This window comes from Streptomyces sp. NPDC055749 (assembly GCF_053617235.1).
On the sequence record NZ_JBSHFH010000094.1, the window covers coordinates 1 to 15,251 of the forward strand.

Consider the following 15,251-nt stretch of genomic DNA (forward strand, 5'->3'; position numbering starts at 1 on the left):
AAGCGCTTCCCCCGTCACCCGAACGGCCGTACGTCCACTGCGGCCGGGGCCCGGCAGTGGTCGGCTGGGGGCACACGCGTCGGACGGCGACGCTCGCACTCGGGGGGTACGGATGCAGTTCGGCCCACCCGCGGAAACCCCCGGCACCGACAGCCCCCGGCTGCGCCCGGCGGCCACCCCTCGTACCCGGGCGGGTACGGCGGGGCCCAGTGTCCTGACGCCCGGGGCGGACCGTGACCCGTACCGCCTGCGGCTCTACCGCAGCCTGCGCGAGGACCACCCGCTGACGTACGACGCGGGCCTCGGCGCCTGGCTCCTCAGCCGGTACGCGGATGTCGCCGCCGCACTCACCGACCCCCGGTTCGCCGGCTACCCGTACGAGGGCGCACCCCGTGGCGGCCCCGCGCCCCTCGGGCTCTGCGGCGGCAGCCCCGGCTGCGCGCCCCTGCCCCGCGGCGCCCGGCACCGGCCCGCGGCGCAGCCGGCCCACCGCAGCGCCGTGGAACGTACCGCCTACGTCCTCGCGCGCCGAATAGCCGACCGCCAACAGGCCGATCTCGTAACGGAGTTCTGCCACTGGCTGCCGCTCGCCGGTGCCCTCACCGTGGCCGGGCTCCCGTACCCCGAGCCCACCGGGGCGCCCCGCGCGAAGCTCCCCATCCGGACGGCCCGCTCCTCGGCGGCCACCTGCACCGTCCACACCGCGCTCCGCGAGACGGCCCTCGCCGCGTTCCTCGCCAACGTCCTGGACGAGCCCTGCCTCCTGGAGGTCCTCGGCACCGACCCCGATCTGATCACGGGCGCCTGGACGGAGACCCTGCGGCGCGACCCTCCCGTACAGATCGTGCTGCGCCGCACCCTCACCGACGTCCCGGTCAGCGGCGGCACCCTCCCGGCGGGGGTGCCCGTCGCCTGTCTCATGGGCGCGGCGGGCCGCGACCCCGACCGGTTCGCCGCACCCGACCGCTTCGACCCCTTCAGGCCCGACCCGGGACAGCTCACCACAGGACCGGCCCACTGCCCCGCCGTCCTCCTCGGCCGGCTGGAGGCCGAGCACGGGCTGCACGCCCTGCTCGACGCGATGCCCTGCATCCGCTGGGCGGCGGGGTTCCGCCCCACCGCGACCGGGCTCCTCACACGGGGTCCGCGGACCCTTCTCGTACGACCTTTCTGAGCAGCGCCACCGGCCGCTCGGCGAACAGCTCGCCCACCGCGACCACCAACCCTGCGAACTCCCGTCCGGGCGACAGCAGATCGCGCCACGGCCCCTCGTCCGGCAGCGTCAGCGCCGTGGCACGCCAGCCGCCCTCCTCCGCGAGGCGCAGGGACAGCCGGGTCACCGCGGTGACCGCCTCGCCCGAGCGGGCGAAGGCCAGACAGTGGGCCGCCGCCGGGCCGTGCGCCACCAGCGGGGCGTACGTCCCCGACTCCCCGAAGAGCTCGGGCCGCTCATGCCGCAGCCCCAGCGCGGCCACCGTGACCGCCGTTTTCTCGTCGGGCTCGCGGTCCGGCCGCCGGAACGGCCTGCGGTTGTCCGGGTCGACCAAGGCGATGTACTCCTGCTCCGTGCCCTGGTACAGGTCCGGCACGCCCGGCATGGTCAGCTGCACCAGCGCCGCGCCCAGCACATTGGCCCGCACCTGGGGGCCGAGCGTGGCCGCGAACCGCGTCAGCAGGGCACGCGCGGGGCCCGCGTCGCCGCCGGGCCCCGCGGCGACGAAATCCGTCACCGCCCGCTCGTACGCCGCATCGGGTTCGGTCCAGCTGGTGAACAGACCGGCTTCCCTCACGGCCTTCAGCAGCGCGGGCTCCAGCCGCGCCGCGATCTCCCCGGCCGGCAGACTCGCGCAGCCGTACGCCGACTGCCACGCCTGCCAGGCCAGCTGCGGATCCGGAGCAGCCGCCGAGGTGGCCCGGGTCAGCTGCTCCACCAGGGACGACCACCGCTCGGGGCACTCCGAGAGCACCGCGATCCGGGCCCGCACATCGGCGCTCCGCTTGGTGTCGTGCGTGGTCAGCACCGTGCCCGTGGCGGGCCAGTCACGGGCGATGCGGGCGCAGAACGCGTGGAACTCCTCCGGCGTCACCGCGGGCCTGCCCGGATCTCCGCCCACCTCGGTCGCCGAGATGAGGGGGACGTAGCGGTAGAAGGCGGTGTCCTCGACCGATTTGGCGTGCAGCGCGGACGCCGTCTGCGCGAACCGGGCGCAGAACGCCGTCTGCGCCTCCCCCTCGCCGAGCCGCCCCAGCGCCAGTTCCCGCACCACGTCGACGGCCGCCGCCTCCTCGGGCACGGAGAACACCGCCTTCGCGTCCCGTACCGCCTCGGCGGGAAGCGCCGACTCCGCGAGCTCGGTGACCGGGCCGCCCGCGGTGACGTAGGGGCGGTAGACGGGAATCCGGACGAGCAGTTCGGTGACGGCCGCGTGCAGGGCCCACGGGGCGTGGTCGCGCAGGGCGGGGTCCTGGGCGCAGACCTCGCCGGCGAGCCGGGTCAGCCACTGCGTCTCGGCGGCCAGTTCGTGGTTCACCACGCGGTACGCGGCCCGGCGCACCGTCGCCGTCCAGTAGCCCCCGCGATCCCCGGGCGGACCGGCGAACTCCCGGTATCTGCCGAGCAGCTCCGCCGCGCCCGTCGGGTCGGTGAACAGGCCGTCGATCCGGTGGAGCGCGTCGTACCCGGTCGTACCGGCGACCGCCCAGCCCGCGGGCAGGGCCTCGGAGCCGGTGAGGATCTTCTCCACCACCGTCCACCGGCCGCCGGCCGCCTCGCTCAGCTGCTCCAGATAGGCGGCGGGTTCCGCCAGCCCGTCGGGATGGTCGATGCGCAGCCCGTCGACGACACCATCGCGCAGGAGTTCGAGGATCTTTCCGTGGGTGGCGGCGAAGACCTCGGGGTGCTCCACACGCACCCCGATCAGTTCGGAGATGGTGAAGAACCGCCGGTAGTTCAGCTCGGTGCGGGCGAGGCGCCACCAGGCGAGCCGGTAGTGCTGGGCGTCCAGCAGTCCGGGCAGCGGCAGGTCGGCCGTCCCCTCGCGCAGGGGGAACTCCTGCGCGCCGTAGCGGAGCACCGGAGCACCGGTGTCCTCGTCGGTGCCGGTCTCGAAGCTGCCGATCTCGTCGGCGAGCGGCCCCCCGAGCACGGGCAGCAGCACCTTGCCGCCGCCCGCAGTCCAGTCGATGTCGAACCACCGCGCGTACGGGGACGCCTGCCCCTCGCGCAGCACCTCCCACAGCTGCCGGTTGTGACGCGGCGCGGCGGCCATGTGGTTGGGCACGATGTCCAGGATCAGTCCGAGGCCGTACTCCCGGGCGGTGGCCGACAGCTGCCGCAGCCCCGCCTCGCCGCCCAGCTCCGCGCGTACGCGGCTGTGGTCGACGACGTCGTAGCCGTGCCGTGAGCCGGGGACCGCCTCCAGGACGGGTGACAGATGCAGATGGGAGACACCGAGCGCGGCGAGATACGGCACTGCCTTACCGGCAGCGGAGAAGGGGAAGTCCGGTTGGAGCTGGAGCCGGTACGTGGCGGTGGGCGTCATGCACTGTCAAGTACCCAGCGGAGAGCCGTCTGTGTCACGGCCCTCGCGGAACGACCACCTCCGGCGGCATCGGATTCACCCGCCGGAGGTGGTCGCTTCCGCTACGCCGGGCGCTTCAGCACTGCCATGCTCCGCCCGATCAGCGTGACGCGCTCGCCCGCCGAGACCTTCGGCCCGGTGCCCGGTGGCACACCGTCCGGCCGGGCGGTGTCGACCACGATCTGCCACTGCCGCCCGTGGTGCACCGGAACGGCGAATTCCAGGGTGTCGGCGCCGGCGTTGAACATCAGCAGGAACGAGTCGTCGGAGATCCGCTCGCCGCGCGGACCCGGCTCCGAGATCGCGTGCCCGTTCAGGAAGACCGTCAGGGCCTTGGCGTGCGCTGCCTGCCAGTCCCGCTGGGTCATCTCCTGCCCCTGGGGCGTGAACCAGGCGATGTCGGAGAGCTCGTCGTGCGTGCCCTCCACCGGGCGGCCGTGGAAGAACCTGCGGCGCCGGAAGACCGGGTGGTCGCGGCGCAGCCACACCATGGCGCGGGTGAACTCCAGCAGGCCGGTGTCAGGCCCCGAGCCGCTCCCGTCCTCGCCGTCCTCGTCGCCGTCCTCGTCGTCCGCCGCGCGGGCGGCCGCGGGATCGGGCCAGTGGACCCACGCCAGCTCGTTGTCCTGGCAGTAGGCGTTGTTGTTCCCGTGCTGCGTACGGGCGAACTCGTCCCCGTGACTCAGCATCGGCACACCCTGGGACAGCATCAGCGTGGCGATGAAGTTGCGCATCTGGCGGTTGCGCAGCTCCAGGACCTCCTTGTCCTCGGTCTCGCCCTCGGCCCCGCAGTTCCAGGACCGGTTGTGGCTCTCGCCGTCGCGGTTGCCCTCGCCGTTGGCCTCGTTGCGCTTCTCGTTGTACGAGACCATGTCGTGCAGCGTGAAGCCGTCGTGGCAGGTGGTGAAGTTGATCGAGGCGAGCGGCCGCCGCCCGTCGTCCTGGTACAGGTCGGACGAGCCCGTCAGCCGCCCGGCGAACTCGGCCAGCGTCCGGGGTTCGCCCCGCCAGAGGTCCCGCACCGTGTCGCGGTACTTGCCGTTCCACTCGGTCCACAGCGGCGGGAAGTTCCCCACCTGGTACCCGCCCTCGCCCACGTCCCAGGGCTCGGCGATCAGCTTCACCTGGCTGACCACCGGGTCCTGCTGCACCAGGTCGAAGAACGACGACAGCCGGTCCACCTCGTGGAACTGGCGTGCCAGGGTCGCCGCCAGATCGAAGCGGAACCCGTCGACGTGCATCTCGGTCACCCAGTACCGCAGCGAGTCCATGATCAGCTGCAGGACGTGCGGCGACCGCATGAGCAGGGAGTTCCCGGTCCCTGTGGTGTCCATGTAGTACCGCTGGTCGTCGGCCAGCCGGTAGTACGAGGCGTTGTCCAGGCCCCGGAAGGAGAGCGTCGGTCCCAGGTGGTTGCCCTCGGCCGTGTGGTTGTAGACCACGTCGAGGATCACCTCGATGCCCGCCTTGTGCAGGGCCCGTACGGCCTGCTTGAACTCCAGGACCTGTTCGCCGCGGTCGCCCCAGGAGGCGTACGCATTGTGCGGGGCGAAGAATCCGATGGTGTTGTAGCCCCAGTAGTTCGCCAGGCCCGCGTCCGCCAGACGGTGGTCCTGGACGAACTGATGCACCGGCATCAGTTCGATCGCCGTCACACCCAGCTCCGTCAGATGGGCGATGACCTCCGGATGGGCCAGCCCCGCGTACGTACCGCGCAGTTCCTCGGGCAGCCCCGGGTGCAGCATCGTCAGGCCCTTCACATGGGCCTCGTAGATCACCGTGCGGTGGTAGTCCGTCCGGGGCGGCCGGTCGTCGCCCCAGTCGAAGTACGGATTGACCACGACGGAGCTCATGGCGTGCGGGGCGGAGTCGAGGTCGTTACGGGCGTCGGGCCGGCCGAAGGGGTAGCCGTACACCGCCTCGCCCCACTCGATCTTCCCGGAGACCGCGCGCGCGTACGGATCGAGCAGCAGTTTCGCCGAATTGCAGCGCTGTCCGCGCTGCGGCTCGTACGGCCCGTGCACCCGGAAGCCGTACCGCTGACCAGGCATCACACCGGGCAGGTAGGCATGCCGGACGAAGGCATCGGTCTCGCGGAGTTCCACCGCCGTTTCGGAACCGTCGTCGTGCAGGAGGCACAACTCGATTCGGTTGGCGGCCTCCGAGAAGACCGCGAAGTTGGTACCGGCGCCGTCGTACGTGGCACCGAGGGGATACGCCTGTCCCGGCCAGACCTGCATAGATATGACTCTTCCACTTCTGATCCGGGTGCTGCGGGGTCTTCGTCCCGATACTCCACGAAAGTAGGGCGTCCGCCTAGCACGTCGACCGGTGCTGTCAACATCGGGCACTTCGGTACCGCTCCGGACAGGAATCCGTGCGCCCCGTGCGCCGGACCGTGCGCCGGGCGGCCCGTGGCGGGGTCCCTAATCACTATGAATCGGCTCACTCCACCCGATCTCGCCGAAGGGAACAGGCTTGATTCACATACCAGTTGGGAAAGCAGCCTGCGCATCGGGCTGCACCGGCTCACCCACGCGGAGTACCCTTCCTTGATCGTTGGTGGGGGAGTGGAAGGCGGTACGCGGGTGAGCTCGGGAGGTTTCGAGCTGCCCCCAGGTGACCCAGGTCACGAGGGGGAATCGACCGATGCCCCGCCAGGGGCGGTATCCCTTGCACGGCCCATGGAGATAGGCGCGGAGCTGGACTGGGGAGCGGACGCCTGGGGCGAGGTGCGCACGCGCGCCCAGCGGGCCGGACGGGCCTACATCTGGCTGAATCTCGTCGAACAGCGGCTGCGCGCCGTCGTCGCCGCGGTGCTCCGGCCCATCTACGAGCCCGTGCACGGCGAGGACTGGGTGGTGGCCGCCGCCGGGCCCGCAGGGCAGGAGTGGGTGCAGCGGGCCGTCGCCGTCCGCGAGGTCTCGCGCCGCAAGGGCTATCTGCTCGACCCGGCCGACGACAACGTCCTCAGCTTCCTGACGCTTCCTCAGCTGCGGGAGCTGATGGTCCAGCACTGGCCCTGTTTCGAGCCCTACTTCGACGACCGCCGCGATGTCGAGCTGGCGCTCGACGAGCTGGAGGTGGCGCGCAATGTCGTCTCCCGCAACCGCGCCCTGAACGAGGCGGTACTCGCCCAGGCCGAACGGGCCTCCGCGCGTCTGCTGGAGATCCTGGGCAGCGGGGCCGCGGTCCCGTCCGCCGACCGGCTGCCGGTCGACGCCGTCGAGGAACTGGTCGGCGACCGGTACGCCGACGTGGTCTCCGTCCACCCCGACCGCGTACGGCTCCAGCGCCAGCTGCCCGCCGAGGACCTGTTCGGCGGGGCGCGCCGCCTCGACGCGATCGGCATAGGGCTCAACCTGCTCGTGCAGAACTTCTCCGGCCGCCGGCTGGTGAGGCTCGCCGAATCGGGCTGCCGGGTCCGGCTCCTCTTCATCAACCCGGCGAGCAGCGCGGTCAAGCGCAGGGAGCGGGAACTCGGGCTCAAGAAGGGCGAGCTGAGCCGTTCGGTGGAGATGAACATCCTGCACATGCGCAGGGTCCGCTCCAAGCTCCGCGATCCGGGTGCCTTCGAGATTCAGGTCTTCGACGAGACCCCCCGCTTCACGGCCTATCTGGTGGACGGCGACGGTCCCGACGCCGTCGGGGTCGTCCAGCCCTATCTGCGGCGCGCACGCGGCATGGAGGCACCCGTCCTGGTGCTGCGGGGCGGGGGCCGCGCGGTGGTCCGGGCGGGGCAGGACAGCGAGCACGGGCTCTTCGAGACGTACCGCGAGGAGTTCGAGTCGGTCTGGACGGACTCCCGGCCGGTGTCCTGAGCCGTCCCGGGGCCTTCGGGGCCACCGCCCCGGAGCGTTGTCAGTGGTGCGTGCGATGGTGGTCGTCATTCGGGGGAGAGCACCACGTAGGAGGTACGGGATGGGCTGGCACAGGGAGCCACTGGTCGGCTTCGACCTGGAGACGACGGGCACGGAGCCGCTGGAGGCGCGGATCGTGACCGCGGCGGTCGTCGAGACCGACGGCCGCGACGGGGAGCCGCTGCGCCAGCGCACCTGGCTGGCGGACCCGGGCGTCCTGATCCCCGCGCAGGCTTCGGCGATCCACGGCATCAGCAGCGAGCGGGCGGCGGCCGAGGGCAGGCCGGTGCGCGAGGTGGCGGACGAGATCGCCGGGACCCTCGTGGACTACTGGCGCCGGGGCGTGCCGGTCGTCGCGTACAACGCGGCCTTCGATCTGACCCTGCTGACGGCCGAGTTGCGGCGCCACGGACTGCCGTCGCTGAGCGACCGGCTCGGCGGGGCCGGGATCGGCCCGGTCGTCGACCCGTACACCATCGACCGCGCAGTCGACCGCTACCGCAAGGGCAAGCGCACGCTGGAGGCCGTCTGCGTCGAGTACGGGGTGGTGCACGGCGGCGCCCACGACGCGGGCGCGGACGCGCTCGCCGCGGTGCGCGTGGCGTACGCGATAGCCGGGCGGCACGGCTCGGTGGCCGCGCTGACCCCCGCCGAACTCCACGAGCGCCAGATCGGCTGGTACGCGGAGTGGGCGGCCGGTTTCCAGGAGTTCCTGCGCCGCAAGGGCACGGCCGACGCGGTGGTCGACGGCCGCTGGCCGCTGCGCGAGCCGGCGCCCGTGGCCGGCTGAGGCCCGGAGAGAGACACACCGCCAGAAGCGCCCAAATGGGGGCAAAGGTTACTTCACGGCGTACGTTCAGTCCTGTTATGTGAGTGACGCGGCATATGCGGGCCGCCTCCTGACGGGGACTGATGTGGCCGAGGACATGCAGGAAACGAAAGCCGGGATTCCGACCGCGGCCAAACTGACGCTGCTGACGCTGACCACGATGGTCGTCGGCTCGATGGTGGGCGCCGGAGTGTTCTCGCTGCCGAGGCGCTTCGCGCAGGAGACCGGTGTCGCGGGCGCCCTCATCGCCTGGTCCATCGCGGGCACCGGCATGCTGATGCTCGCCTTCGTCTTCCAGGCGCTCGCGATCCGCAGACCCCGGCTCGACGCCGGTGTGTACGCCTACGCCAAGGCCGGATTCGGCGAATACCTGGGCTTCTTCGCCGCTTTCGGATACTGGGCGAGCGCCTGCGTCGGCAACGTGACCTACTGGGTCCTCATCATGTCGACGATCGGGGCGATCTGGCCCTCGCTCGGCGACGGCGACACCGTGCTCGCCGCGGCGCTGTCCTCGGTGGGCCTGTGGTGCTTCTACTTCCTCATCCGCCGGGGCATCAAGGAGGCCGCGGCGATCAACAAGATCGTGACGGTCGCCAAGGTCGTCCCGATTCTCGTCTTCGTCCTCCTCGCGCTGTTCTACTTCGACGCCGGTGTCTTCGCGGACAACTTCGGCGGCGCGGACTACGCGGGCTCCCTGTTCGACCAGGTGCGCGGCACGATGCTGGCCACGGTGTTCGTCTTCCTCGGCGTCGAGGGCGCCAGCGTCTACTCGCGCCACGCCAAACGGCGGGAGGACGTCGGCAGGGCGACGATCCTGGGCTTCCTCAGCGTCTTCGCCGTCTTCGCCTCGGTCACGATCGTCAGTTACGGCATCATGCCGATGAGCGAGATGGCCGAGCTGCGCCAGCCCTCGATGGCCGCCGTCCTGGAGTCCGCCGTCGGCACCTGGGGCAGCGTCTTCGTCAGCGTCGGCCTGATCGTCTCCGTACTCGGGGCCTATCTCGCCTGGACGCTGATGGCCGCGGAGGTGCTCTTCGTCGCGGCCAAGGACGACGACATGCCCCGCTTCCTGCGCCGCTCCACCGCCGCCGACGTTCCCGTGCCCGCGCTCCTGATGACGACGCTGCTGACGCAGGTCGTGCTCGTCATCACGTTGTTCTCCGACGACGCGTTCAACTTCGCGCTCGACCTGACCAGCGCGCTGACGCTGATCCCGTTCCTCCTCGCCGCGGGCTACGCGGTCAAGATCATGCTGAGGCCGGAGGAGGGCGACACGAGCGCAGGCCGCCGCCGCGACCTCACGGTGAGCATCGTCGCGACGCTCTACACGGCGTTCCTGCTCTACGCGGCCGGGCTCAAGTTCGTCCTCGTGTCCTTCATCGTCTACGCCCCGGCCACGATCCTCTTCGTCATGGCCAGGCGTGAGCAGGGCAAGCAGCTGTTCTCCCCGGGCGAGCTCGTCGTACTCGCCGTCTCCGTCGCCGGTGCGGTCCTGGGCGTCGCCGCTCTCGCAGCCGGCTGGATCAGCCTCTGACGGATCAGCCGTCACCACCCCAGCCCACTGGAGGAAAGGCACACCGTGACAAGCCCCGACACCACCGCCACCACACCGTACGGCGTCCACTCGGAGGTCGGCCGGCTCCGCAAGGTCCTGGTCTGCGAGCCCGGCATGGCCCACCGCCGTCTCACCCCCACCAACGCCGACGACCTCCTCTTCGACGACGTCATGTGGGTGGAGAACGCCCAGCGCGACCACGCGGACTTCGTCGGCAAGCTCCGGCACAGGGGCGTCGAGGTCGTCGAACTGCACGACCTGCTCGCGCAGACGATGGCGATCCCCGCGGCCAGGGACTGGCTCCTCGACCGCAAGATCACCGCCAACGAGGTCGGTGTCGGGCTCATCGACAACACCCGTGCCTTCCTGGAGACGCTCACCCCGCGACAGCTGGCCGAGCACCTGATCGGGGGTCTCGCCACCGCCGACCTGCCGGACGAGTTCCGCTCCGGATACGTGGCCCTCGCCCGGGAGTCCACCGGCGTCCGCGAATACCTCATGCCGCCGCTGCCGAACACGCTCTACACCCGGGACACGACCTGCTGGCTGTACGGGGGCGTGACCCTCAACCCGCTGTACTGGCCCGCCCGGCACGACGAGACGCTCCTGATGAAGGCCGTCTACCTCTTCCACCCCGACTTCATGGACTCCACCGTGTGGTGGGGCGATCCGGAACGGGACTGGGGCCAGGCCACGTTCGAGGGCGGCGACATCATGCCGGTGGGCAACGGTGTCGTCCTCATGGGCATGAGCGAGCGCACCTCGCGGCAGGCCATCACCCAGGTCGCACAGTCGCTGTTCGCGAATGGGGCGGCCGAGCACGTCATCGTCGCGGGCATGCCCAAGCTGCGGTCCGCGATGCATCTCGACACGGTGTTCACCTTCGCCGACCGCGACATCGTCACGCTCTACCCGGCGATCATGGACGCCGTCCACACCTTCTCGCTGCGCCCCGGCGACAAGGCCCCCGGCATCGAGATCACCGACGAGGGATCACGGGCCTTCGTCGACGTGGTCGCCAAGGCGCTCGGGCTGCCGGAGCTCCGGATCATCGAGACGGGCGGCGATGTGTACGCCTCCGAACGCCAGCAGTGGGACAGCGGCAACAACGCCGTCGCGCTGGAGCCCGGTGTGGTGTTCACGTACGACCGCAACACCCAGACCAACACCCTGCTGCGCAAGGCCGGTGTCGAGGTCATCACCATCGTCGGCGCCGAACTGGGCCGCGGGCGCGGTGGCGGTCACTGTATGACCTGCCCGCTGATCCGCGACGCGGTGAGCTTCTAGGGGAGCTCTCTAGAACGGATACCAGCGGACCTCGGCGTCGCCGTCGCGGAGCGACGCCACCCTCCGGCGGAACTCCGTGAGCGCCTTCGGGTTGGCCGGGGCGTGCTGGGCGACCCACGCGCAGCTCGCCGTCTCCCGGGCGCCGCGCAGGACCCCGCAGCCGTCCCACTCCCGGACGTCCCAGCCGTAGGCCGCGGTGAAGGCGTCGTACGCCGGGGCGGGCAGGCCGTAGCGGTCGCGGGAGAGGGCCAGCACCACCAGGTCGTGCTCCCGCAGATCCGCCGAGAACGTCTCCAGGTCGACCAGCACCGGTCCGTCCGCGCCTACGTGGACATTGCGGGGGAGTGCGTCGCCGTGGATCGGGCCCGGCGGCAGGTGCGGGGTCAGGGCGGCGGCTGCCGCCGCGAAGCCGTCGCGGCGCTCGCGCAGGAAGGCGGCGTCCGCCGGGTCGATCGCGTCGCCCGCCAGCGTCAGCCAGCGCTCGACACCGCCGAGCAGTTCGCGGCGCGGCAGCACGAAACCCTCCGGTGCCTCCAGCGCGTGCACCCGGGCCAGGAGCGGCGCCAGATCCCGCGGCTCGGCGGGCCGTACGGCGGGCGGGAGCCGGTGCCACAGCGTCACCGGGTGGCCGTCGGCCTGCCGCGCCACGGGCTCGGCGGCGCGTACGGCGGGGACGCCCGACGCGGCGAGCCACTGGGCGACGGCCAGTTCACGCATCGCACGTTCCCGCAGCTCCGGGTGGCGCGCGGCGTCCCGGCCGACCTTGACCACCAGGTCGCCGACGGCGAACACCGCGTTCTCGCCCAGCGCGAGCAGTTCCGCCTCGCCGGGGAGCCCGGCGGCGCTCAGTACCTCGCGCGCACGCTTCTCGTTCATGCTCCAGATTTTCGCATCCTCGCAGGCCACCTTGACGAACGGACGTCCCGTCAGCACGATGACGGAGGCCACCTGGGCGGCCAGACCGGAATGAAACCGATGCAATGGAGCAAAGGGGTCGAATCCGTGACACTGGCGACCGCAACGGAGCGGTCCGGGCGCAAGAGTCCACGCGTGAGACGGCCCGGCCCCGACCGCCGGGCCGGACGGGACAGAGCCGCCTGGTTCCTGGTACTGCCCGCCCTGATCCCCATCCTGATCCTCAGCGTCGGACCGCTGCTCTACGGCATCGCACTGGCCTTCACCGACGCACAGTCCGGCCGCACCCGGTCCACCCAGTGGATCGGCACGCTCAACTTCCAGGACCTGCTGCACGACACACTCTTCTGGGACTCGTTCCGGATCGGCCTGCTCTGGGCGGTCGGCGTCACCGTCCCGCAGTTCGTGCTCGCACTGGGCCTCGCCCTGCTGCTCAACCAGAATCTGCGGATGCGCTGGCTGGCGCGGGCGCTGGCGATCATCCCGTGGGCGATGCCCGAAGTGGTCGTCGGCATCATGTGGCGGCTCGTCTACAACCCCGACGCGGGCATCCTCAACGAAACCATCCGCGATCTCGGTCTCGGCGACGGCCGGGACTGGCTGACCGGCCTCGCCACCGCGCTGCCCGCCGTCATCGTCGTCGGCATCTGGGCCGGCATGCCCCAGACCACGGTCGCGCTGCTCGCCGGACTCCAGAACACCCCGCACGAACTCCACGAGGCGGCGGCCCTCGACGGAGCGGGAGCCTGGCGCCGCTTCCGTACGGTGACGTGGCCGGCCCTCAAACCGGTCGCCCTCTCCATCACCGCGCTCAACTTCATCTGGAACTTCAACTCCTTCGCACTGGTCTACGTCCTGACCAACGGCGGCCCCGGTGGCCGCACCCGGCTGCCGATGCTCTTCGCGTACGAAGAGGCCTTCCGGTACGGCCAGTTCGGCTACGCCGCCGCTATGGGCTGTGTGATGGTCGCGGTGATCTCCGTGATCCTCGCCTTCTACCTCGTCGGCCGTCTCAGGGGAGGCGAGGACAAGTGAGCCTCCGTACCAGCAGATCCGCGCGCGCCGGGCAGTACGCCGCACTGCTCTGCTACCTCGTCTTCCTCGCGTTCCCGTTCGTCTGGCTGATCTCCACGGCGTTCAAGCCCGCCCGCGAGCTGGGTTCGCTGCACCCCACCTGGATTCCCGAAGATCCGACCCTGGACAACTTCCGGCAGGCGTTCGACGAACAGCCTCTGCTCCAGGCCGCGGGCAACTCCCTGATCGCGGCGCTCTCCGCCGCCCTGATCGCGGTGGTGATCGCCACACCCATGGCCTATGTGATGGCCCGCCACCGCGGCAGGCTGGCCACGGCCGCCACCGGCTGGGTCGTCGTCAGCCAGGCGTTCCCGTTCGTCCTGGTGATCATCCCGCTGTTCCTGATCCTCAAGAACCTGCATCTGATCAACTCGCTGTGGGGGCTGATCCTGGTGTACGTCGTCTGGTCGCTGCCGTTCGCGCTGTGGATGCTGGCGGGGTACGTCCGCGCCGTACCGCCCGAACTGGAGGAGGCGGCCTCCGTCGACGGCGCGGGAAAACTGCGGACCCTGGTCTCCGTCACCGCCCCGCTGCTCGCCCCCGGGATCGTCGCCACGGCGCTCTTCGCGTTCATCACCGCGTGGAACGAGTTCTTCTTCGCGCTCGTCCTGCTCAAGACACCGGAGAAGCAGACCTTGCCGGTCGTACTCACCCACTTCCTCGGCGCGGAAGGCGTGGCCGACCTCGGGCCCCTCGCCGCCGCCGCCTTCCTCGCCACCCTCCCCTCCCTCGTACTCTTCGCGGTCATCCAGCGACGGATCACCGGCGGCATGATGGCCGGGGCGGTGAAGAGCTGATGCGCGCACTCACCCGTACCGCCGCCGTCGTTGCCACCGCACTGACCCTGCTGCTCAGCGGCTGCTCCGAAGGACCGGACAGCGCGGACGGCACGATCAGGCTGAGTTTCCAGTCGCTGGCCTGGCAGAAGGAGTCCGTCGACGCCAACAAGCAACTGGTGAAGGAGTGGAACGAGGCCCACCCCGATATCCAGGTGGACTACGTCCAGGGCAGCTGGGACAACGTCCACGACCAGCTGCTCACCTCCTTCGAGGGCGGTGAGGCACCGGACGTCATCCACGACGCGTCCGACGACCTCGCCGACTTCGCGTACGGCGGCTACCTCGCCGATCTGCGCACCCTCCTGCCGGACCGGCTCACCGCGGACATTCCGGAGCAGTCCTGGCGCACCACCACGTTCGACGGCGGGGTCTACGGCGTCCCGTTCCTCCAGGAACCCCGGGTCCTGATCGCCAACACCAGGATCCTCAAGTCGTCCGGGGTGCGCGTCCCCACTCCGGAGAAGCCGTGGACCTGGCCGGAGTTCCGGCAGATCACCAGGGAACTGACGGGCAAGGGGCGGTACGGGGTCGCCTGGCCGCTGAAGGAACCGGTCTCCGTCACCCTCAACCTCGGCCTCTCCGCCGGAGGACAGCTCTTCCACCGGGGCGCGGACGGGAAAGTGACCATCCGTTTCGAGGACGGCGACCAGGTGGTCCCCGGAACCATTCACGACCAGGTCACCACCGACGGCAGCGCCTCCCGCACGGCTCTCGGTATGGGCGGCTCCGACACCCTGCCCGGGTTCTTCGGCGGGAAGTACGCCATGGTCCCGCTGGGCTTCGCCTACCGGCAGCAGATCGTCGAGCAGGCTCCCGAGGGATTCGAGTGGACGGTCCTGCCCGCCCCGGCAGGCTCGGACGGACTCGCCCAGGGCGTGAGTCCCCAGACGCTCTCCGTCGCCGAGGAGAGCCCGTACAAGAAGGAGGCGATGCGGTTCATCGACTTCCTGCTGCGGCCACCCAACATGGTGCGGCTCGCCAAGGGCGACTGGATGCTCCCGACCGGCACCGAAGCCCTCGCCGACCCCGCCCTGCACACCACCGAGAACGGCTGGTCGACCGGCACCGCGCTGGCGAAGGGCCTGCGCCCGGCGCCCGCCCAGTCCGTACGCGGCTATCCCGAATGGAAGGACAAGGTCGCGACCCCGGCACTCCAGGAGTTCTACAGCGGGGCGATCGATACCGAGGAGCTGAGGAAACGCCTGGTCGAGGACGGGAACCGGGTCCTGGCCCGCTACCAGCGCTGAGCGGGTGGGCAAAAAAGGGGGGACGCCATGTCCCCAGTCGTCGGACGGGCTTGCAAAACAAGCC

At 70.8% G+C, this 15,251-nt stretch carries 11 protein-coding genes; 8 read left to right on the forward strand and 3 right to left on the reverse strand.

Going from position 1 to position 15,251, the window contains the following annotated elements; all coding sequences use genetic code 11:
• Positions 1 to 112: 112 nt before the first annotated feature.
• The gene (locus ACWGO0_RS36210; protein WP_453544572.1) at positions 113 to 1,174 is read left to right on the forward strand and encodes a cytochrome P450; all 1,062 of its coding nucleotides are present in this window, start codon (positions 113 to 115) and stop codon (positions 1,172 to 1,174) included.
• Here the strand turns inward: ACWGO0_RS36210 and treY are convergent.
• Together treY and glgX are read right to left on the reverse strand one after the other, a co-directional pair.
• The gene (gene treY, locus ACWGO0_RS36215; protein WP_453544574.1) at positions 1,134 to 3,542 is read right to left on the reverse strand and encodes a malto-oligosyltrehalose synthase; all 2,409 of its coding nucleotides are present in this window, start codon (positions 3,540 to 3,542) and stop codon (positions 1,134 to 1,136) included. The genes ACWGO0_RS36210 and treY overlap by 41 nt on opposite strands.
• 101 nt (positions 3,543 to 3,643) lie before the next feature.
• On the reverse strand, positions 3,644 to 5,821 hold the full coding sequence (gene glgX / locus ACWGO0_RS36220) for a glycogen debranching protein GlgX (RefSeq protein WP_453544576.1): 2,178 nt from the start codon (positions 5,819 to 5,821) through the stop codon (positions 3,644 to 3,646).
• 348 nt (positions 5,822 to 6,169) lie between these two features.
• Between glgX and ACWGO0_RS36225 the strand changes: the two genes are divergently transcribed.
• The 4 genes from ACWGO0_RS36225 (at position 6,170) to ACWGO0_RS36240 (ending at position 11,112) form a co-directional block, all read left to right on the forward strand.
• Positions 6,170 to 7,402, forward strand: a complete 1,233-nt coding sequence (locus ACWGO0_RS36225; protein ID WP_453544578.1) for an SAV2148 family HEPN domain-containing protein — start codon at positions 6,170 to 6,172, stop codon at positions 7,400 to 7,402.
• A 100-nt stretch (positions 7,403 to 7,502) separates the two neighbouring features.
• Positions 7,503 to 8,231 (forward strand): exonuclease domain-containing protein, encoded by a 729-nt coding sequence (locus ACWGO0_RS36230; RefSeq protein ID WP_453544580.1) that lies wholly within the window; start codon positions 7,503 to 7,505, stop codon positions 8,229 to 8,231.
• Positions 8,232 to 8,367: 136 nt separating this feature from the next.
• Complete coding sequence (locus ACWGO0_RS36235) at positions 8,368 to 9,804, forward strand: basic amino acid/polyamine antiporter (protein WP_453544582.1); 1,437 nt, start codon at positions 8,368 to 8,370, stop codon at positions 9,802 to 9,804.
• Between the two features lie 45 nt (positions 9,805 to 9,849).
• Positions 9,850 to 11,112 (forward strand): arginine deiminase, encoded by a 1,263-nt coding sequence (locus ACWGO0_RS36240; protein WP_453544584.1) that lies wholly within the window; start codon positions 9,850 to 9,852, stop codon positions 11,110 to 11,112.
• A 9-nt stretch (positions 11,113 to 11,121) separates the two neighbouring features.
• Here the strand turns inward: ACWGO0_RS36240 and ACWGO0_RS36245 are convergent, their stop codons facing one another.
• Positions 11,122 to 11,988: a phosphotransferase enzyme family protein gene (locus ACWGO0_RS36245; RefSeq protein WP_453544586.1), complete on the reverse strand. Its 867-nt coding sequence runs from the start codon at positions 11,986 to 11,988 to the stop codon at positions 11,122 to 11,124.
• 99 nt (positions 11,989 to 12,087) lie between these two features.
• Between ACWGO0_RS36245 and ACWGO0_RS36250 the strand changes: the two genes are divergently transcribed.
• From ACWGO0_RS36250 to ACWGO0_RS36260, 3 genes are read left to right on the forward strand one after another with little or no spacing between them, the layout of a single operon-like run.
• Complete coding sequence (locus tag ACWGO0_RS36250) at positions 12,088 to 13,062, forward strand: carbohydrate ABC transporter permease (RefSeq protein ID WP_453544588.1); 975 nt, start codon at positions 12,088 to 12,090, stop codon at positions 13,060 to 13,062.
• A complete protein-coding gene (locus ACWGO0_RS36255; protein WP_453544590.1) occupies positions 13,059 to 13,898 on the forward strand; it encodes a carbohydrate ABC transporter permease in 840 nt (279 codons plus the stop codon). The genes ACWGO0_RS36250 and ACWGO0_RS36255 overlap by 4 nt, the downstream gene beginning before the upstream one ends.
• Positions 13,898 to 15,187, forward strand: coding sequence for an ABC transporter substrate-binding protein (locus tag ACWGO0_RS36260; RefSeq protein WP_453544592.1), 1,290 nt, complete (start codon positions 13,898 to 13,900; stop codon positions 15,185 to 15,187). The genes ACWGO0_RS36255 and ACWGO0_RS36260 overlap by 1 nt, the downstream gene beginning before the upstream one ends.
• Positions 15,188 to 15,251: the final 64 nt, after the last annotated feature.

Bases quoted from the DNA above. Each gene is read 5' to 3' on its own strand.
- ACWGO0_RS36260 (WP_453544592.1), top strand. From the start codon at position 13,898: ATGCGCGCACTCACCCGTACCGCCGCCGTCGTTGCCACCGCACTGACC.
- ACWGO0_RS36210 (WP_453544572.1), top strand. From the start codon at position 113: ATGCAGTTCGGCCCACCCGCGGAAACCCCCGGCACCGACAGCCCCCGG.
- treY (WP_453544574.1), bottom strand. From the start codon at position 3,542: ATGACGCCCACCGCCACGTACCGGCTCCAGCTCCAACCGGACTTCCCC.
- ACWGO0_RS36245 (WP_453544586.1), bottom strand. From the start codon at position 11,988: ATGAACGAGAAGCGTGCGCGCGAGGTACTGAGCGCCGCCGGGCTCCCC.
- ACWGO0_RS36235 (WP_453544582.1), top strand. From the start codon at position 8,368: ATGCAGGAAACGAAAGCCGGGATTCCGACCGCGGCCAAACTGACGCTG.
- glgX (WP_453544576.1), bottom strand. From the start codon at position 5,821: ATGCAGGTCTGGCCGGGACAGGCGTATCCCCTCGGTGCCACGTACGAC.
- ACWGO0_RS36230 (WP_453544580.1), top strand. From the start codon at position 7,503: ATGGGCTGGCACAGGGAGCCACTGGTCGGCTTCGACCTGGAGACGACG.
- ACWGO0_RS36250 (WP_453544588.1), top strand. From the start codon at position 12,088: ATGCAATGGAGCAAAGGGGTCGAATCCGTGACACTGGCGACCGCAACG.